Raw genomic sequence first — 17,072 nt, forward strand, 5'->3', positions numbered from 1 at the left:
ATAGCCCGTCATGATTCTGCCCTGGCTAATCCTGATCCCCTTTATCGGCGGCCTGCTGTGCTGGCAGTGCGAGCGCTTCGGCAACATCCTGCCACGCTGGATCGCCCTGTTGACCATGGCCTTGCTGTTCGGTCTGAGTCTGTGGCTGTGGGCCACTGGCGACTTCAGCTTGGCGCCTGCGCCGGGTGCTGCGCCGCAGTGGGCGGCCGAGTTCCAAGTGCCATGGATCGAGCGCTTCGGCATCAGCGTGCACCTGGCGCTGGATGGCCTGTCGGTGCTGATGATCAGCCTCACTGGCCTGCTCGGTGTGCTTTCGGTGCTCTGTTCGTGGAACGAGATCCAGAACCGCGTCGGTTTCTTCCACCTCAACCTGATGTGGATTCTCGGCGGCGTGGTCGGCGTGTTCCTCGCTGTCGACCTGTTCCTGTTCTTCTTCTTCTGGGAAATGATGCTGGTGCCGATGTATTTCCTCATCGCGCTCTGGGGTCATAGCGGCAGCGACGGCAAGACCCGCATCACCGCTGCCACCAAGTTCTTTATCTTCACCCAGGCCAGCGGTCTGATCATGTTGCTGGCGATTCTCGGCCTTGTATTTGTGCACTTCGACCAAACCGGCGTGCTGACCTTCAACTACGCCGATCTACTCAACACCAAGATGGCGGCCGGTACCGAGTACATCCTGATGCTCGGCTTCTTTATCGCCTTCGCGGTGAAGTTCCCGGTGGTGCCGTTTCACTCCTGGCTGCCGGACGCCCACGCCCAGGCGCCGACCGCAGGCTCTGTGGATCTAGCCGGTATCCTGCTGAAAACTGCCGCCTATGGCCTGATGCGCTTTGCTCTGCCGCTGTTCCCCAATGCCTCGGCCGAGTTTGCGCCGATCGCCCAGTGGCTTGGCGTGTTCGCCATCATCTACGGCGCACTGCTGTCGTTTGCGCAGACCGACATCAAGCGCCTGGTGGCCTACTCCAGCGTGTCGCACATGGGCTTCGTGCTGATCGCCATCTATTCCGCCAGCGAGATCGCCCTGCAGGGCGCCGTGGTGCAGATGCTCGCCCACGGCCTGTCCGCCGCCGCGCTGTTTATCCTCTGCGGGCAGCTGTACGAGCGCCTGCATACTCGCGACATGCGCGAAATGGGCGGCATCTGGGCGCGCATGCCATGGCTGCCGGCGCTGAGCCTGTTCTTTGCCGCTGCGGCGCTGGGCCTGCCGGGTACCGGTAACTTCGTCGGTGAGTTCCTGATTCTGATCGGCAGCTTCCAGAGCGCGCCATGGGTCACCGTATTGGCCGCCACTGGTCTGGTGTTCGGTTCGGTTTACTCGCTGATCATGATTCACCGCGCCTACTTCGGCCCGGCCAAGGCGGAAACTGCCTTGCCTGGCCTGCAGCTGCGCGAACTGAGCATGGTGCTCGGCCTGGCTGTGCTGCTGATCCTGCTAGGTGTTTACCCGCAGCCGGTGCTCGACACCTCCGCCGCCAGCATGCAAGGCGTGCAGCAGTGGCTGGGTAGTGCCCTCAATCAACCTGTTCCGGCCCGGTAAGTAGCGTATGGAATTCACGACTCAACACTTTATCGCGCTGCTGCCGCTGCTGATCACCAGTGCCACGGTGGTGCTGGTGATGCTGGCCATCGCCTGGAAGCGCAACCACACGCTGACCTTCGGCCTCTCGGTGCTGGGCCTCAACCTGGCCCTGCTGTCACTGCTGCCGGCCCTGGGCGTAACGCCCATCGAGGTTACGCCGCTGCTGCTGGTGGATAAATTCGCCTGCTACTACATGGCTCTGGTGCTGGCCGCGACCCTGGCCTGTGTGACGCTGACCCACGCCTACCTGGGCGGCGAGTCCGGCAAGGGTTACCCGGGCAACCGCGAAGAGCTGTACCTGCTGATGCTGCTGTCCGCTGCCGGCGGTCTGGTGTTGGTCAGCGCGCAGCATCTGGCGGGCCTGTTTATCGGCCTGGAGCTGCTCTCGGTGCCGACCTACGGCATGATTGCTTACGCCTTCTTCAACAAGCGTTCGCTGGAAGCCGGCATCAAGTACATGGTGCTGTCCGCCGCCGGTTCGGCATTTTTGCTGTTCGGCATGGCGCTGCTGTATGCCGAGTCGGGCAACCTGACCTTCGCTGGCATCGGCGCCAAATTGGCCGCCGACGGCCTGCCGAGCATGCTGGCGCAGTTGGGCGTGGGTATGATGCTGATTGGCCTGTCCTTCAAGCTGTCGCTGGTGCCGTTCCATTTATGGACACCGGACGTTTACGAGGGCGCGCCGGCTCCGGTGGCAGCCTTCCTCGCCACGGCCAGTAAGGTCGCCGTGTTTGCCGTGCTGTTGCGTCTGTATCAGATGTCGCCGGCTACCGCAGGCGGCTGGTTGAATGACCTGCTGACGCTGATCGCCATCGCCTCGATCATCTTCGGCAACCTGCTGGCGCTGTTGCAGAACAACCTCAAGCGTCTACTCGGTTATTCCTCCATTGCCCACTTCGGCTACCTGCTGGTTGCGTTGATCGCCAGCAAGGGCTTGGCCGTGGAAGCGGTTGGCGTGTACCTGGCCACCTATGTGCTGACCAGCCTGGGTGCATTCGGCGTAATTACCCTGATGTCGACGCCCTACAGCGGCCGTGATGCCGATGCCCTGTATGAATACCGTGGGCTGTTCTGGCGCCGCCCTTACCTGACCGCGGTGCTCACCGTGATGATGCTGTCGCTGGCTGGCATTCCGCTGACGGCCGGGTTTATTGGCAAGTTCTACGTAGTCGCTGCTGGCGTGCAATCGCAGCAGTGGTGGCTGCTCGCCGCCCTCGTGATCGGCAGCGCCATCGGTGTGTTCTATTACCTGCGGGTGATGGTCACCCTGTTTATGGTCGAGCCGAACCTGCGCCGCCATGACGCGCCTCTGCATTGGGGACAGCAGGCGGGTGGTGTGATGTTGCTGTTCGTCGCGTTGCTGGCGTTCTTCCTCGGTGTGTATCCGCAGCCGCTACTGGAGCTGGTGCAACAGGCCAGCTTGGTGGCACTGTTGCCCTGATAAGCAACAGCCCCTAAGGAATACGCAACGATGAGTAAGACACTGATGATTGCCGGCTGTGGTGATGTCGGCGGCCGTCTGGGTCAGCAGCTAAGCGCTGCAGGCTGGACGGTGTATGGCCTGCGCCGCAGTGTGGCGCTGCTGCCACAGGGTATTCGCCCGGTAGCCGGCGATCTGCATGCCGATGTCTGCCCGGCCGCCTGGCCGAGCGAGCCGCTGGATTACCTGGTGTATTGCGCGGCCGCCACCGACCATGATGAGGCCGGTTACCGCGCCGCCTATGTCGATGGCTTGCGCCGCGTGCTCACCTGGCTGGCGCAATACAGCCAACGGCCCAAGCGCCTGCTGTTTGTTTCCAGCAGTGGCGTCTATGGCCAACAACTCGGTGAATGGGTGGATGAGCAGTCCCCTGCAGAGGCTGACAGCTATTCCGGCCGCATCATGCGCGAGGCTGAACAACTGGCGTTGAACAGCGGGCTACCCGCCAGCCTGGTGCGCCTCACCGGCCTGTATGGTCCCGGCCGCGAGTGGTTGCTCAAGCAAGTGCGTCAGGGTTATCGGGTGGTCAGTGAGCCGCCGTTGTATGGCAACCGCATCCATGTCGACGACGCGGCTGGGCTACTGGCCTATCTGCTGCAGGCCGATGCCCGTGGTGTGGCGCTGGATAACTGCTATATCGGCGTCGACGATCAGCCTGCGCCGCTGCATGACGTGGTGGCGTGGTTGCGTGAGCAGCTGGAAATCAGTCATTGGTCCGACGACTCAACGGTGCGCCGTTCCGGCAGCAAACGCTGCAGCAACGCCCGTGCTCGCGCCTTGGGTTGGACGCCGCAGTACCCGAGCTACCGCGAGGGTTACCGGGCGATTTTGCAGCAGCTGTAGCTTGGCATTTCGCGCGGTTTAGCGTTTGACCAACAGCCAGCGCTGCTGGCCTTTGTAGTAGTTGGGCATTTCATCGATCTGTGAGCGATTGAGCGCTTCAAAGACGCGCAACTGGTCGCCTTCACGCTCGAACAGCCAGCTCTGCCCTTGGTCGCCCAGCTGCAGCCAGAGGCTGTCGAACTCGCCGCTCATGGCCGCGCAATCACCTGCGAGACACAACGCATAACGCTCAGCGCCTGGCAGGCCCTGCAAGCTGCCGTCGGCCTGGAACAGTACCAGACCGCCTTGGCCCAGACCTTCCTCAATCAACCAGGTGCCGCCCAGGTAGGCGCTGTACAACGCCTGCTCGAAGCTGCTCCCTGGCGGTGCAAGTGGACCTGGGGCTGTCGGTGCGCGGACAAAGCGCTGCTCCGGCCAGGTATCGCTCTGCGCCTGAATCAGCTCGTCATTGTTAAGGCTTAGGCTTTCTTCAAAGTCGCCGTAGAAGTGCACGCGCAGCTCGCCATCTGCCTGGCGTTTAAAACGACCTTCACCACGTTCAAAACCGTTGCTGAAACTGGCCAGCTGGCGCGGGCTGTCGAGCTGCCACTCCAGGTTAGGCCCATAAGCCAGCAAGGCTTCGCGCAGATTGCCGCTTTCGACGGCAGCTTCAATGGCGGCCTGGTTGATCCAAGTGCCGCTTGGGTCTTGCGGTGTGCTGGCGCAACCGCTGAGCAGGACGCCGGTGAGCAGGGCAACAAACAGGCAACGCATGCGGCGTCCTCAAGAGAGAAGGGCGGGACAGCGGCCCCGCCGAGGGACTTATTCGAGAACCAGAATAGCGTCCATTTCCACCTGCGAGCCGCGAGGCAGGGCGGCTACGCCGATGGCGGCGCGGGCCGGGTAGGGCTGCTCGAAGTAACGGCCCATGACTTCATTGACCTTGGCGAAGTGCGACAGGTCGGTGAGGAAGATGTTCAGCTTGACGATGTCCTTGAACGAACCGCCAGCGGCTTCTGCTACGGCCTTGAGGTTCTCGAATACCTGAACGGTCTGAGCTTCGAAGCCTTCCACCAGCTCCATGGTTTTCGGGTCCAGTGGGATCTGCCCGGACATGTACACGGTGTTACCCGCCTTGATCGCCTGGGAGTAGGTGCCAATTGCCGCTGGGGCCTTGTCGCTGGTGATAACGCTCTTGCTCATGGGAACTCCTGTAAAGCTGATGTGGAGGAACACTGCAGCGCACATGGGCGCGCTGCCAGTTAGATTGCCTAGGTTGGGTGAAAGCCACCGCAGCTGTCAAAGTACAGCTGGCGGCTGATTGCGCTGTTCAATTCGGGTATTCGCCGATCAGGCGCGCGCGCGGGTGATGCGGATCACCCCGGTCAGGGCGCGCAGCTTCTTGATCACGCGGGCTAGATGTACGCGGTCATGCACGCTGACCACCAGCTGCACGACGCTGATGCGGCCATCGCGCTCGTCCATGCTGATCTTCTCGATATTGCCGTCGGCGGCATTCACGCTGCCGGCCAGCAGGGCGATCAGACCGCGCTGGTGCTCAAGCTCGACGCGCAGCTCGACATTGAACTCGCCGGTAACGTCCTTGGCCCAGGACAGCTGGATGCATTTTTCCGGGTTGTGACGAATCTCGCCGATGTTCTTGCAGCTGTCCAGGTGCACCACCATGCCTTTGCCGGCAGACAGGTGGCCGACAATCGGGTCGCCCGGAATCGGCGTGCAGCATTTGGCGTAGCTCAGCACCAGGCCCTCAGTGCCACGGATCGCCAGCGGCCCTTCGCTGCTCGGCAGCGCTTCGTTGCTGTCACTGAGCAGGCGGCGCGCCACTACATAGGCCATGCGGTTGCCCAGGCCGATGTCTTCCAGCAGGTCTTCGATGACGTCCTGATGGTATTCGGCGAGCACCGCCTGCACCCGCTCGGGCGAGAGCTTGTCGACGCGGCTGTCGAAACCGGCCAGCACTTTGTTCAGCAGGCGTTCGCCAAGGCTGATGGATTCCGAGCGGCGCTGCAGCTTCAGCGCATGACGAATATGCGTGCGGGCCTTGCCGGTGACCACAAAACTCAGCCAGGCCGGGTTTGGCCGAGCGCCGGGAGCGGTGACGATTTCCACCGTCGAGCCACTTTCCAGGGCTTGCGACAGCGGCGCCAGGCGGCGGTTGATGCGGCAGGCGATGCAGGTGTTGCCGACGTCGGTGTGTACCGCGTAGGCGAAGTCGACCGCCGTGGAGCCTTTCGGCAGCTCCATGATGCGGCCCTTGGGCGTGAACACGTAGACCTCGTCGGGGAACAGGTCGATCTTCACGCTTTCGATAAATTCCAGCGAGTTGCCGGCGCGCTGCTGCATCTCCAGCACGCCCTTGACCCACTGCCGCGCGCGGGCGTGGCTGCCCTTGGGCTGGTCTTCCTCGTTGGATTTGTACAGCCAGTGTGCGGCAATGCCATTGTTGGCCAGCTCTTCCATCTCACGGGTACGGATCTGGATCTCGATCGGTACGCCGTGCATGCCGAACAGCGTGGTGTGCAGCGACTGGTAGCCGTTGGCCTTGGGGATTGCGATGTAGTCCTTGAAGCGTCCGGGCAGGGGCTTGTACAGGTTATGCACGGCGCCGAGCACGCGGTAGCAGGTGTCGACCTTGTCGACGACGATACGGAAGGCGTAGACGTCCATGATTTCGTTGAACGCCCGGCGCTTGCCACGCATCTTCTGGTAGATGCCGTAGAGGTGCTTCTCGCGGCCCATCACCTCGCCTTCCATGCCTTCGCGGGCCAGGCAGTGAGTGATCGACTCTTCGATCTTGTTGACGATTTCCTTGCGGTTGCCCCGAGCACGCTTGACCGCGGTGCGGATGCGCTCGGAGCGCATCGGATGCATGGCCTTGAAGCCTAAGTCTTCGAACTCGATGCGCATGCTGTGCATGCCCAGGCGGTTGGCAATCGGGGCGTAGATTTCCAGGGTTTCCTTGGCGATGCGTCGGCGTTTTTCGCCGGACAGCACTTCCAGGGTGCGCATGTTGTGCAGACGGTCGGCCAGTTTGACCAGAATCACCCGGATATCGCGGGCCATGGCCATGGCCATCTTTTGGAAATTCTCGGCCTGGGCCTCGGCTTTGGTCTCGAAGTTCATCTGGGTCAGCTTGCTGACCCCATCAACCAGTTCCGCAACGGATTCGCCGAACTGCGCGTCCAGAGCTTCTTTGGCGATACCGGTGTCTTCGATCACGTCATGCAGCATCGCAGCCATCAGGCTCTGATGGTCCATGTGCATGTCAGCCAGGATGCTCGCCACTGCCAGGGGATGGGTGACATAAGCTTCGCCGCTGCGGCGGCGTTGGCCGTCGTGGGCTTGTTCGGCGTAGAAATAAGCGCGGCGAACCAGATTGACCTGGTCGCCATCGAGGTAGGTCGAAAGTCTGTCGGCGAGGGCGTCTATGCTCGGCATGGGCGTTCCCCTTGCCGATTCAGATGACCCTGCGCCTGACGACGTCGACCCGGCATAGGCTTACAGAGGCTCGTTAGCCTCTTCCTCGAATGCAGCAAACAGTGGCTCTTCTTCGACGATATCGTCTTGCGCGATGACGTCGTAGCTCATCAGGCCAGCAGCGATTTCGCGCAGCGCGACTACTGTTGGCTTGTCATTTTCCCAAGCCAGCTTCGGCTCTTTGCCACCGGTAGCCAGTTGGCGCGAGCGCTTGGTAGCGAGCATGACCAGCTCGAAGCGGTTATCAACGTGATCCAGGCAATCTTCGACGGTAACGCGGGCCATGGTGTTCCTCGTAGCAAATGCGTAATAGAGCTGGGCCCAAATGGGCGAGCGGACTGGATAGTCTAAAAAATCACCAGCATTAAGGGAAGCTTTGATTTGCCGCAGCGTAATAAGTCAGACCAGTAACTCGCTGAGTAAGCCGCTGTGGCGTTGCTGTTGCGGGCTTTGCAGCAGCTGATTGGCGCGGAAAATCGCCTTCAGATCGCTCAAGGCGTGGGCGAAGTCATCGTTGATCAGCAGGTAGTCGTATTCGACGTAGTGGCTCATCTCGCTGACGGCTTCACGCATACGCCGCTCGATGATCTCGCCGCTGTCTTGGCCGCGGTTGGTCAGGCGGTGGCGCAACGCTTCCTGGGTCGGCGGCAGAATAAAGATGGATTTGGCTTCCGGCATCAGCCGACGTACCTGCTGCGCGCCTTGCCAGTCGATCTCCAGAATCAGGTCGAAGCCGTCGCGCAGGGTCTGTTTAACCCATTCCTGAGAGGTGCCATAAAGGTTGCCGAAGACTTCCGCGTGTTCGAGGAATTCGGTCTTGTCGAGCATGGCGTGGAACTGCTCGCGGCTGACGAAGTGGTAGTTCACCCCATCCACTTCACCCGGACGCATGGCGCGTGTGGTGTGCGACACGGACACGCGAATCTGCGCCTCGCTGTCGATCAGTGCCTTGACCAGGCTGGTTTTGCCCGCGCCAGACGGGGCGGAAATGATGTAGAGGGTGCCGGTGGTTATGCTCATGGATCAATCCTGGAACGCGTTGTTCAGAGAGTAGCAGTGGCGGTCGGGCTTATTCGATGTTCTGCACTTGTTCGCGCATCTGCTCGATCAGCACTTTAAGGTTTACCGCCGCCTGGGTGCTGCGGGTGTCGAAGGCCTTGGAGCCGAGGGTATTGGCTTCGCGGTTGAGTTCCTGCATGACGAAGTCCAGGCGGCGACCGGCCTGGCCCCCAGCTTTCAGTACGCGGCGCACTTCGCTGACGTGGGTGCTGAGGCGATCCAGCTCTTCGGCCACATCGCTTTTCTGCGCGAGGATCACCAGCTCTTGTTCCAGGCGCTGCGGGTCCAGCTCGGCCTGCATCTCGGCGCAGCGGTCGAGAATCTTCTGGCGTTGTCCGGCGAGCATCTGCGGCACCAGTTCGCGCAGGGCGACCACCTGTTCGAGGATGCTATCCAGGCGCTCATTGAGCAGCTTGGCCAGTTCGCTGCCTTCGCGCTCGCGGCCGTTCTTCAGTTCGTTCAGCGCCTCGGTGAACAGGCTCAGGGCGCTCTGATTCAATGCTTGCGGATCGGCGGCGTCGGCCACTAGGACGCCAGGCCAGCCGAGCACTTCCAGTGGATTAAGTGCGGCGGGCTGCTTGATCAGGCCGGCCACGCTTTCGGCGGCGGCGATTAGCTGTGCGGCGCGCTCTAGGTCGACTTGCAGGGCCTTGCCGGCATTGTCGTCGCTAAAACGTAGGGTGCATTCGACTTTGCCGCGCGACAGGCCGTTGCGCAGCGCTTCGCGCACCGCGCCTTCGAGGTCACGGAAGCTTTCCGGCAGGCGCAGATGAGGTTCCAGGTAGCGATGGTTGACCGAGCGCAGCTCCCAGCTCAGGGTGCCGTTGGCACCGGCCTGCTCGGCGCGGGCGAAGGCAGTCATGCTGTGGATCATGGGGTGAACCTCGCGAAAAGTCGGAACGAAAGGCGCAAGATTGTAGCGCAGTGCGTCGGCCGCTCCCAATTCGGCGCACCCGCTACGGGCTTACGGCCCTATAATGCCGAGCAGATTTTTTATTCAGAGCAGGAATTCCTAGATGAAACGTCCTAGTGGCCGCGCCGCCGATCAGTTGCGCTCGATTCGCATCACCCGCAACTACACCAAACATGCCGAGGGCTCGGTGCTGGTGGAATTTGGCGATACCAAAGTGATTTGCACGGTCAGTGTCGAGTCGGGCGTTCCGCGCTTTCTCAAAGGCCAAGGCCAGGGTTGGTTGACTGCCGAGTACGGCATGCTGCCGCGCGCCACTGGCGACCGTAACCAGCGTGAAGCCAGCCGTGGTAAGCAGGGCGGCCGCACCCTGGAAATCCAGCGTCTGATCGGCCGTTCGCTGCGCGCCGCATTGGATATGTCGAAGCTGGGCGAGAACACCCTGTACGTTGACTGCGACGTGATCCAGGCTGACGGTGGCACCCGCACCGCGTCCATCACCGGTGCCATGGTGGCTCTGGTCGACGCGCTGAAAGTGATCAAGAAACGTGGCGGTCTGAAAGGTGGTGATCCGCTCAAGCAGATGATTGCCGCTGTATCGGTGGGCATGTACCAGGGCGAGCCGGTGCTGGATCTGGATTACCTGGAAGATTCCGCCGCCGAAACCGACCTCAACGTGGTGATGACCAGCGCCGGTGGCTTTATCGAAGTGCAGGGCACTGCCGAAGGCGCGCCATTCCAGCCTGCGGAGCTGAACGCCATGCTGGCGTTGGCGCAGAAAGGCATGACTGAGCTGTTCGAGTTGCAACAAGCAGCACTGGCAGACTGATTGAGCTGTATTACACGCCCATCACGCACGGAGAAGCACCATGAGCGACGAGTTCCAAGCGCCACAACCGGTTCCCGGTCCTGAAGCCCGTCAGTGGGCTATGTTTTGCCACTTTGCGGCCTTTCTCGGGCTGGTGATTCCCTTTGGCAATCTGCTTGGGCCGTTGATCGTCTGGCAGATCAAGAAGGATCTCGATCCGTTCGTCGATGCTCAGGGCAAGGAAGCGCTGAATTTCCAGATCAGCGTGGCTCTGGCTGCGCTGCTGTGCTTCCTGCTGATGGTGGTGGTAATCGGTTTCCCGCTGCTGCTGCTGGTTAGCATCGCGGCGCTGGTGCTGACGATTATTGCCGGGATCAAAGCCAATGAAGGCCAGGCCTATCGCTATCCCTTCGTCTGGCGCTTGGTGAAATAGGCGCTCTGCAGACAATAAAAAGCCGGCTAAATGCCGGCTATTTATTGTCTGCAGATCAGGCTATACGCTGAGCATCCAGTCGTAATCGACGATCAGCGGCGCGTGCTGCGAGAAGCGTGGCTGACGCGGCAGGCGGGCACTGCGGATGCTGCGGCGCATGCCGGGCGTGAGCAGCTGGTAGTCGAAGCGATAGCCGAGGTTAAGCATCTCGGCCTGCTCGCTGTCCGGCCACCAGCTGAACTGGTCGCCTTCGCGGCTGACTTCGCGCAGTGCGTCGACATAGCCCATGGTGCCAATCACTTCATCCAGCCAGGCGCGTTCAGGGGCGAGGAAGCCGGGTGATTGCTGGCAGTCGCGCCAATTCTTCACATCGAGCTTCTGGTGTGCCACGTAGAACGAGCCGCAGTAGATGTACTCGCGGCGCTTGCGGCGCTGCTTGTCCAAATAATGGGTGAAATCATCCATAAACTTGAATTTCTGATTCAAGCTCTCATCACCCTGCTGCCCCGAAGGCATCAGCATGGTGGCAATACTTACTTTGTCGAAATCGGCCTGCAGGTAGCGCCCGTAGCGATCGGCCATTTCAAAGCCGAGGCCGCTGATTACCGCCTTGGGTTGCAACCGCGAATACAGCGCCACGCCACCTTGGCTGGGCACTTCTGCATCGCAGGCATAGAGGAAATAGCCATCCAGTTGGAGGGCTTGGTCGTCCAGTTCAAAGGCGGAGGCGCGGGTGTCCTGCAGGCAGATGACGTCGGCATTCTGTGCTTGCAGCCAACTGAGCAAACCGCGCTCGACTGCAGCATGAATACCATTCACGTTCACACTGATGATCCGCATAAATGGCCCCCAAAATCACGTGCGTGTATGATACCCGAGCTCACCTCTATTAGCTAAATTACCTAGTAAATCCGTGCTGTCCGGGGCTTTTTAATGCAAGCGTATCAACGTGATTTCATCCGTTTTGCCATCGAGCGTGGGGTTCTGCGCTTCGGTCAGTTCACCCTCAAATCCGGGCGCATCAGTCCTTATTTCTTCAATGCAGGGCTGTTTGACAGCGGTTTGGCCCTGGCTCAGCTCGGGCGTTTCTATGCAGCGGCCGTGGTGGACAGCGGTATCGACTTCGACGTGCTGTTTGGCCCGGCCTATAAGGGCATTCCGTTGGCGGCGACCACCGCCGTGGCGCTGGCCGAACACCATCAGCGTGATATGCCCTGGTGTTTCAACCGCAAGGAAGCCAAGGATCATGGCGAAGGTGGCACCTTGGTGGGCGCTCCGCTGGCAGGTCGTGTGCTGATCATCGATGACGTGATTACCGCTGGTACGGCGATTCGTGAAGTGATGCAGATCATCCAGGCGCAAGGCGCTCAGGCGGCGGGGGTGCTGATCGCCCTGAACCGTCAGGAGCGCGGAAAAGGCGAGTTGTCGGCGATTCAAGAGGTCGAGCGCGACTACGGCATGCTGGTGGTGAGCATTGTGTCACTCGAACAGGTACTGGAATATCTGGCAGAGGATGCTGAACTCAAGCAGTATCTTCCGGCGGTACAAGCTTACCGCGCCGAATACGGAATCTAACCTGTCGATAAGGTGCTGCATCGATGCATAGACCTGCCCTGACCTGCTGTTCGCTGTTGCTAGGCCTACTGCTGCCGGTTGTGGCGGGTGCGGCTGAGTTGTACCGCTACGTCGATGACAAGGGCACCACGGTGCTCAGCCGCCAGGGTGTGCCGCCGGAGCACATCAGCAAGGGCTATGAAGTACTGAATGACCAGGGACGAGTGGTTCAGGTGGTCCCGCCGGCGCCCAGCCCGGAGGAAATGAAACACATCCTTGCTGAGAAGGCCCGCGCCAGCTCTGATGCACAGCTGCTGCGGCTCTACAGCACGCCAGACGATGTCGAGCGCGCGCGTGAGCGCAAGCTGGCCGAGTTGGATGGATTGATTGGTGTAGCGCGCGGCAACCTGCAGTCGGTGCGTACTCAGCAGGCCAACCTGCAAAGTCAGGCCGCTGACCATGAGCGTGCGGGGCGTGCAGTGCCGGCGCATTTGCTGGCGCAGATCGATAACCAGAAAGCCGAACAGGAACGTCTCAAGGACGACATCCTGCGTTATCAGGCTGCACGTAAAGAGGCGGACAGTAGTTTCAATGCTGATCGTGATCGCCTCAAGGAACTGCTGGGCCGCAACCGGTAGCGTTATTGCTCGGGCGCGCAGCGCTCAAAGGTCAGAATCTTCTCCCTCAACCATGCCGGTAGCGGACTGCTGCTGCGGTTTGCGCTGTCCGCGTGCACATAAATCACTTCTCCGGCGGTCAGCGCCTGCTCGCCACACCAGATGCCCATGGCAAAGCTCAGGCTGGAGCGGCCCAGGCGTGCGACGCGGATGCCAATGTTCAACTCGTCATCAAAACGGGCGGGGGCCAAGTACTCCAACACGGTCTTGATGGCGAAGAAATCCCCGCCGTCGCGGCTCAAATCGTCCGGATAGCGGATGTCCAGGGCACGGAAGTATTCGGTGATAGCGACATCGGCGTAGGTCAGGTAGTGACCGTTGAACACGATGTTCTGCGGGTCGACTTCGGCCCAGCGCACGCGCAGCGTGTGGAAAAAGCTGAAGATTTCACGGGATGGCGCGGTTGGCATGCGGTACACCTCTGGCTGGCAGTGGGATCACTGAGCTTCGGTGTTGCGGCGTCCTGCTGCAAGGGTTGCAGCAGGCTATCAGGCGGCTGAATCAGCCAGGATTACCCGGCTGATTCGCTTATGGATGCTTAGAAGCTATTTACGATCTTGCGAGCTAGAGCCATAGAAGGAAAAAACAGGCGAGGAAGCGGAGTTTACTGGTGTAAATGAGCATTCCGAGCCTGTTTTTAACACAGTAGGGCCGACGCGCAGCAGATCGTAAACAGGTTCTCAGTGGCGCTTACGGTTGCAGATCAGGGTACCCACACCGCTGTCGGTGAAGATTTCCAGCAGCACGGCGTTCGGTACGCGACCGTCGATGATATGTGCGCTGGTCACCCCGCCTTGCACCGCTTCCAGGGCGCAGCGGATCTTCGGCAGCATGCCGCCATAAATGGTGCCGTCGGCGATCAGGCTATCGACCTGTTCGGTGGTCAGACCGGTGAGCACCTGGCCTTGCTTGTCCATCAGGCCGGCGATGTTGGTCAGCAGCATCAGCTTTTCGGCTTTCAGCGCTTCGGCCACCTTGCCAGCCACCAAGTCAGCGTTGATGTTGTATGACTCGCCATCCTGACCGACGCCAATCGGTGCAATGACCGGAATAAAGTCGCCCTTGACCAGCATGTTCAGCAGGTCGATGTTGACCCCGGTGACTTCGCCGACATGGCCGATATCGATGATTTCCGGCTGGGTCATCTCCGGCGTCTGCCGGGTCACGGTAAGTTTCTTGGCGCGGATCAGCTGGGCATCCTTACCGGTCAGGCCGATGGCGCTGCCGCCGTGTTGGTTGATCAGATTGACGATGCTCTTGTTGACCTGGCCGCCGAGGACCATTTCCACCACGTCCATGGTCGCGGTATCGGTGACGCGCATACCGTCGACAAAGTGACTTTCGATGGACAGACGCTTGAGCAGGTCACCGATCTGCGGACCACCGCCGTGGACGACTACCGGGTTGATGCCCACCGCTTTCATCAGCACGATGTCGCGGGCGAAGCCTTGCTTGAGCTCTTCGCTTTCCATGGCGTTGCCGCCGTATTTGATCACCAGCGTCTTGCCGACGAAGCGGCGGATGTACGGCAGCGCTTCGGACAGTACCTTGGCGACGTTGGTGGCGGCATCACGTTCGAGGGTCATGCAGGGCTCCAGTAGAAAATTCGCTAATCAATCAGAACGGCAGGTCGAGGTCGGGCACCGTGCTGTACAGCTGGGCGCGGAAGACTTCCTTGATCCGTTCGAGTTCTTCTTCGGTTTCCGCCTCGAAGCGCAGCACCAGCACCGGCGTGGTGTTGGAGGCGCGTACCAGGCCCCAGCCTTTGGGGTAGTCGACGCGCACGCCATCGAGGTTGGTGATATTGCCTTCACCCCATACACCGTCGCGCTGCAGGCGTTCGATGATGCTGAACTTACTCTGCTCGGTGACCTGGATATTGATTTCCGGGGTGGCAATGTCGTTGGGGAAGGCGCTGAACACGTGTTCAGCGTCGCGGCGATCCTGGCTGAGGATTTCCAGCAGGCGGGCGGCGGCATAAATGCCATCGTCAAAGCCGAACCAGCGCTCCTTGAAGAAGATATGCCCGCTCATTTCGCCGGCCAGCAGCGCGCCGGTTTCCTTCATTTTTTTCTTGATCAGCGAGTGGCCGGTTTTCCACATCACCGGGCGGCCGCCGTAACCGCTGATCAGCGGGGTCAGGCGGCGCGTGCATTTGACGTCGAAGATGATGTCCGCGCCGGGATTGCGTGACACCACGTCTTTGGCGAACAGCATCAGCAGGCGGTCGGGGTAGACGACGGTGCCGGTATTGGTTACCACGCCGACGCGATCGCCATCGCCATCGAAGGCCAGGCCGATATCGGCTTTCTCGCTTTTCACCTTGGCGATCAGGTCCGCCAGGTTTTCCGGCTTGCCGGGGTCCGGGTGATGGTTGGGGAAGTTGCCGTCGACTTCGCAGTACAGCGGAATAACCGAGCAGCCCAGCGCCTCGATCAATTGCGGCGCGATCACTCCGGCTACGCCGTTGCCGCAATCGACTACCACGCGCATGGGCTTGGCCATGGCGATGTCGTCGCGGATCTGCTTGAAGTAGCGCTCCAGCACATCAACCTGCTCGACCGTGCCAACGCCACTGGCCAGATCGTTGTTGTCGATGCGTGCTTTCAGGGCCTGGATCTGTTCGTTGGCCAGGGTGTCGCCGGCGATGACGATCTTGAATCCGTTGTAATCGCGTGGGTTGTGGCTGCCAGTGAGCATCACCGCTGATTTACCGGTGAGGATATGCCCGGCGTAATACACCACGGGCGTCGGCACCATGCCGACATCGCTGACGTTACAACCGCAGTCGAGCAGACCCTGGATCAGCTGCTGCGCCAGCTCTGGGCCGGACAGGCGGCCGTCGCGGCCGACGGCGATGTTCGGCTCGCCCTGGGCCAGGCTTTGCGAGCCGATGGCGCGGCCGATCCAGTAGGCGGTTTCGGCATTCAGGGTGCGGCCGACCACGCCACGAATATCGTAGGCGCGGAAGATATCGGCCGGCAATTTGGGTGCTTTCGCCTGCACGGGGGCTGGCGTCGGTTCATCGAGGCCGAGCAGGTCCTGATCTTCGTCGAGAATATCGATATCGAGGATATCGGTGTCCTGAAACAGTGGGTCGACCATGGCGCTGGCAGGCGTCTGCATAGCGGCGACGCCTGGATTGGCTGCGCCTGCATTGGCAGTCGGGGCGGCGGCCTGTTCCGTGGCGCGGCGCGGCATGCGTGCAAGGTTTTGCGCCAGGATATCCAGGGCAGGCAGGCTCAGGCTGAACGCCTTGACGGCCTTGCCGGCGGACAGCTCCTTGAGCATCTGCCCCAGCTGCAGCACGTCGTCACGCAGGTGGCGTTGCAGGCTGCTCTGCAATAGGTAGAGGCCGGTAATGGCGCCAGCCAGAGCCAGTAGCCCGGCGATGGCCAGCAGCAGTGGCGAGAACACCGGGTTGGTCAGTGACGGGCCAGGGGTAAAGCTGACCGTCCAGTTGGGGTTGCCGGTGCTGAATGCTTGCGCGTTGCCTTGCGCGTCACCGCGCTGGGCCAGGACCTGTGCAGCGGTGTTATTGAATTGCTGGATCAGCTGGATCTGGCCGATTTCGGCGGGCATCACTGGCAGGCTAGCGAGCAGACGCTCCAGGTCTACAGCCAGCAGCAGGGTGCCATGCAGCGGCTCACCTTCGCTTAGACGCAGCGGCGCGGCGCTATACACCAGCCAGCGTTGGCCGACCTTGTAGGCCTCGGGTGCAGGCGTCTGGCCGTTTTCGGCGCGGCGCAGCATGTCCAGCGCGGCGAAGTTCATCGGCGCGCTGCGGCCCATGTCCTGCACAGCCTGGCCGCGGGCATTGAGGTGCGCGTCGACTACCCCGTACCAGTAGGTGAGGTTGCGTTCGGCTGCGCGTACCTGAGTAATGTCCTGACTTTGTAGGGCCTGCAGCAGTTGCGGGTTGCGAGCAGCCGCCTGGGTGTCAGCGCTAAGCTGTTGCAGGGCTTTCTGCAGCACAGTCGCCTGACCACCGCCCCACGCCTGACTGAGTTGTTGCAGTTGCTGCTGGTAAGCGCTGTTAAGCGGGCCAAACCACAGCAGTGCACCGGCCAGGATGATGCCGATCAAGGCAGCCAGCATGCCCGGTAACAGGGCGTTGGGGCTGTTCTTGGCCGCTTTGACCTCGGCGGGGGCGCTGGTCAGTTGGGCGCTGGCGCTTGTCTCGTCAGTGTCCTTGGCCGTGCGCTTGAAGAGTTTCATGCAGCGTCTCCTCGGCAATTCATCCTGGAAA

17 protein-coding genes are annotated in these 17,072 nt (G+C 61.1%); 7 read left to right on the top strand and 10 right to left on the bottom strand.

Features of this window, described 5'->3' with window-relative positions:
• Nucleotides 1-10: 10 nt before the first annotated feature.
• From nuoM to CUR33_RS03720, 3 genes are read left to right on the top strand one after another with little or no spacing between them, the layout of a single operon-like run.
• Entirely contained in the window at nucleotides 11-1,540 is a 1,530-nt protein-coding gene (nuoM, locus tag CUR33_RS03710; protein WP_289238717.1) for an NADH-quinone oxidoreductase subunit M, read from the top strand.
• 7 nt (nucleotides 1,541-1,547) lie between these two features.
• A complete protein-coding gene (nuoN, locus tag CUR33_RS03715) occupies nucleotides 1,548-3,023 on the top strand; it encodes an NADH-quinone oxidoreductase subunit NuoN (RefSeq protein WP_289238718.1) in 1,476 nt (491 codons plus the stop codon).
• Between the two features lie 30 nt (nucleotides 3,024-3,053).
• Nucleotides 3,054-3,905, top strand: a complete 852-nt coding sequence (locus tag CUR33_RS03720; RefSeq protein ID WP_289238719.1) for an SDR family oxidoreductase — start codon at nucleotides 3,054-3,056, stop codon at nucleotides 3,903-3,905.
• 18 nt (nucleotides 3,906-3,923) lie between these two features.
• Here CUR33_RS03720 and CUR33_RS03725 read toward each other — a convergent pair whose 3' ends face one another.
• From CUR33_RS03725 to CUR33_RS03750, 6 genes are all read right to left on the bottom strand, one after another.
• The gene (locus CUR33_RS03725) at nucleotides 3,924-4,658 is read right to left on the bottom strand and encodes a hypothetical protein (protein ID WP_289238720.1); all 735 of its coding nucleotides are present in this window, start codon (nucleotides 4,656-4,658) and stop codon (nucleotides 3,924-3,926) included.
• A 48-nt stretch (nucleotides 4,659-4,706) separates the two neighbouring features.
• On the bottom strand, nucleotides 4,707-5,087 hold the full coding sequence (locus tag CUR33_RS03730) for a RidA family protein (protein WP_090250570.1): 381 nt from the start codon (nucleotides 5,085-5,087) through the stop codon (nucleotides 4,707-4,709).
• A 147-nt stretch (nucleotides 5,088-5,234) separates the two neighbouring features.
• Nucleotides 5,235-7,343 carry a bifunctional GTP diphosphokinase/guanosine-3',5'-bis pyrophosphate 3'-pyrophosphohydrolase gene (gene spoT / locus CUR33_RS03735; protein WP_090250567.1) on the bottom strand — a complete coding sequence of 703 codons (2,109 nt, stop codon included), beginning with the start codon at nucleotides 7,341-7,343 and terminating at the stop codon, nucleotides 5,235-5,237.
• Nucleotides 7,344-7,403: 60 nt separating this feature from the next.
• Nucleotides 7,404-7,667: a DNA-directed RNA polymerase subunit omega gene (gene rpoZ / locus CUR33_RS03740; RefSeq protein ID WP_090250565.1), complete on the bottom strand. Its 264-nt coding sequence runs from the start codon at nucleotides 7,665-7,667 to the stop codon at nucleotides 7,404-7,406.
• Between the two features lie 114 nt (nucleotides 7,668-7,781).
• Complete coding sequence (gmk, locus tag CUR33_RS03745; RefSeq protein ID WP_289238721.1) at nucleotides 7,782-8,402, bottom strand: guanylate kinase; 621 nt, start codon at nucleotides 8,400-8,402, stop codon at nucleotides 7,782-7,784.
• A 49-nt stretch (nucleotides 8,403-8,451) separates the two neighbouring features.
• Nucleotides 8,452-9,315, bottom strand: coding sequence for a YicC/YloC family endoribonuclease (locus tag CUR33_RS03750; protein WP_289238722.1), 864 nt, complete (start codon nucleotides 9,313-9,315; stop codon nucleotides 8,452-8,454).
• A gap of 142 nt (nucleotides 9,316-9,457) precedes the next feature.
• Between CUR33_RS03750 and rph the strand changes: the two genes are divergently transcribed.
• Both rph and CUR33_RS03760 read left to right on the top strand, forming a co-directional pair.
• Nucleotides 9,458-10,180: a ribonuclease PH gene (gene rph, locus CUR33_RS03755; protein WP_090250558.1), complete on the top strand. Its 723-nt coding sequence runs from the start codon at nucleotides 9,458-9,460 to the stop codon at nucleotides 10,178-10,180.
• A gap of 40 nt (nucleotides 10,181-10,220) precedes the next feature.
• Nucleotides 10,221-10,592, top strand: coding sequence for a DUF4870 domain-containing protein (locus CUR33_RS03760; RefSeq protein WP_289238723.1), 372 nt, complete (start codon nucleotides 10,221-10,223; stop codon nucleotides 10,590-10,592).
• Between the two features lie 60 nt (nucleotides 10,593-10,652).
• Here CUR33_RS03760 and CUR33_RS03765 read toward each other — a convergent pair whose 3' ends face one another.
• A complete protein-coding gene (locus CUR33_RS03765) occupies nucleotides 10,653-11,432 on the bottom strand; it encodes an exodeoxyribonuclease III (RefSeq protein ID WP_090250555.1) in 780 nt (259 codons plus the stop codon).
• Nucleotides 11,433-11,525: 93 nt separating this feature from the next.
• On the opposite strand from CUR33_RS03765, the gene pyrE reads away from it, so the two are divergent.
• Complete coding sequence (gene pyrE, locus CUR33_RS03770; RefSeq protein ID WP_289238724.1) at nucleotides 11,526-12,167, top strand: orotate phosphoribosyltransferase; 642 nt, start codon at nucleotides 11,526-11,528, stop codon at nucleotides 12,165-12,167.
• Nucleotides 12,168-12,190: 23 nt separating this feature from the next.
• Nucleotides 12,191-12,784: a DUF4124 domain-containing protein gene (locus CUR33_RS03775; protein WP_289238725.1), complete on the top strand. Its 594-nt coding sequence runs from the start codon at nucleotides 12,191-12,193 to the stop codon at nucleotides 12,782-12,784.
• A gap of 2 nt (nucleotides 12,785-12,786) precedes the next feature.
• On the opposite strand, the gene CUR33_RS03780 is transcribed toward CUR33_RS03775, so the two are convergent.
• The 3 genes from CUR33_RS03780 to CUR33_RS20655 form a co-directional block, all read right to left on the bottom strand.
• Nucleotides 12,787-13,233, bottom strand: a complete 447-nt coding sequence (locus CUR33_RS03780) for an acyl-CoA thioesterase (RefSeq protein ID WP_289238726.1) — start codon at nucleotides 13,231-13,233, stop codon at nucleotides 12,787-12,789.
• Nucleotides 13,234-13,503: 270 nt separating this feature from the next.
• Nucleotides 13,504-14,409: an acetylglutamate kinase gene (gene argB / locus CUR33_RS03785; RefSeq protein ID WP_090250547.1), complete on the bottom strand. Its 906-nt coding sequence runs from the start codon at nucleotides 14,407-14,409 to the stop codon at nucleotides 13,504-13,506.
• Nucleotides 14,410-14,440: 31 nt separating this feature from the next.
• Nucleotides 14,441-17,041 (bottom strand): phosphomannomutase/phosphoglucomutase, encoded by a 2,601-nt coding sequence (locus CUR33_RS20655; RefSeq protein WP_448703081.1) that lies wholly within the window; start codon nucleotides 17,039-17,041, stop codon nucleotides 14,441-14,443.
• Nucleotides 17,042-17,072 lie beyond the last annotated feature (31 nt).

It is taken from the genome of Pseudomonas sp. FEMGT703P, from assembly GCF_002786345.1.
Classification (GTDB): Bacteria; Pseudomonadota; Gammaproteobacteria; order Pseudomonadales; family Pseudomonadaceae; genus Aquipseudomonas; species Aquipseudomonas peli.

What these genes read in the sequence shown, in the direction of transcription:
- nuoM (WP_289238717.1), top strand. Translation starts at nt 11, where the DNA reads ATGATTCTGCCCTGGCTAATCCTGATCCCCTTTATCGGCGGCCTGCTG.
- nuoN (WP_289238718.1), top strand. Translation starts at nt 1,548, where the DNA reads ATGGAATTCACGACTCAACACTTTATCGCGCTGCTGCCGCTGCTGATC.
- CUR33_RS03720 (WP_289238719.1), top strand. Translation starts at nt 3,054, where the DNA reads ATGAGTAAGACACTGATGATTGCCGGCTGTGGTGATGTCGGCGGCCGT.
- CUR33_RS03725 (WP_289238720.1), bottom strand. Translation starts at nt 4,658, where the DNA reads ATGCGTTGCCTGTTTGTTGCCCTGCTCACCGGCGTCCTGCTCAGCGGT.
- CUR33_RS03730 (WP_090250570.1), bottom strand. Translation starts at nt 5,087, where the DNA reads ATGAGCAAGAGCGTTATCACCAGCGACAAGGCCCCAGCGGCAATTGGC.
- spoT (WP_090250567.1), bottom strand. Translation starts at nt 7,343, where the DNA reads ATGCCGAGCATAGACGCCCTCGCCGACAGACTTTCGACCTACCTCGAT.
- rpoZ (WP_090250565.1), bottom strand. Translation starts at nt 7,667, where the DNA reads ATGGCCCGCGTTACCGTCGAAGATTGCCTGGATCACGTTGATAACCGC.
- gmk (WP_289238721.1), bottom strand. Translation starts at nt 8,402, where the DNA reads ATGAGCATAACCACCGGCACCCTCTACATCATTTCCGCCCCGTCTGGC.
- CUR33_RS03750 (WP_289238722.1), bottom strand. Translation starts at nt 9,315, where the DNA reads ATGATCCACAGCATGACTGCCTTCGCCCGCGCCGAGCAGGCCGGTGCC.
- rph (WP_090250558.1), top strand. Translation starts at nt 9,458, where the DNA reads ATGAAACGTCCTAGTGGCCGCGCCGCCGATCAGTTGCGCTCGATTCGC.
- CUR33_RS03760 (WP_289238723.1), top strand. Translation starts at nt 10,221, where the DNA reads ATGAGCGACGAGTTCCAAGCGCCACAACCGGTTCCCGGTCCTGAAGCC.
- CUR33_RS03765 (WP_090250555.1), bottom strand. Translation starts at nt 11,432, where the DNA reads ATGCGGATCATCAGTGTGAACGTGAATGGTATTCATGCTGCAGTCGAG.
- pyrE (WP_289238724.1), top strand. Translation starts at nt 11,526, where the DNA reads ATGCAAGCGTATCAACGTGATTTCATCCGTTTTGCCATCGAGCGTGGG.
- CUR33_RS03775 (WP_289238725.1), top strand. Translation starts at nt 12,191, where the DNA reads ATGCATAGACCTGCCCTGACCTGCTGTTCGCTGTTGCTAGGCCTACTG.
- CUR33_RS03780 (WP_289238726.1), bottom strand. Translation starts at nt 13,233, where the DNA reads ATGCCAACCGCGCCATCCCGTGAAATCTTCAGCTTTTTCCACACGCTG.
- argB (WP_090250547.1), bottom strand. Translation starts at nt 14,409, where the DNA reads ATGACCCTCGAACGTGATGCCGCCACCAACGTCGCCAAGGTACTGTCC.
- CUR33_RS20655 (WP_448703081.1), bottom strand. Translation starts at nt 17,041, where the DNA reads ATGAAACTCTTCAAGCGCACGGCCAAGGACACTGACGAGACAAGCGCC.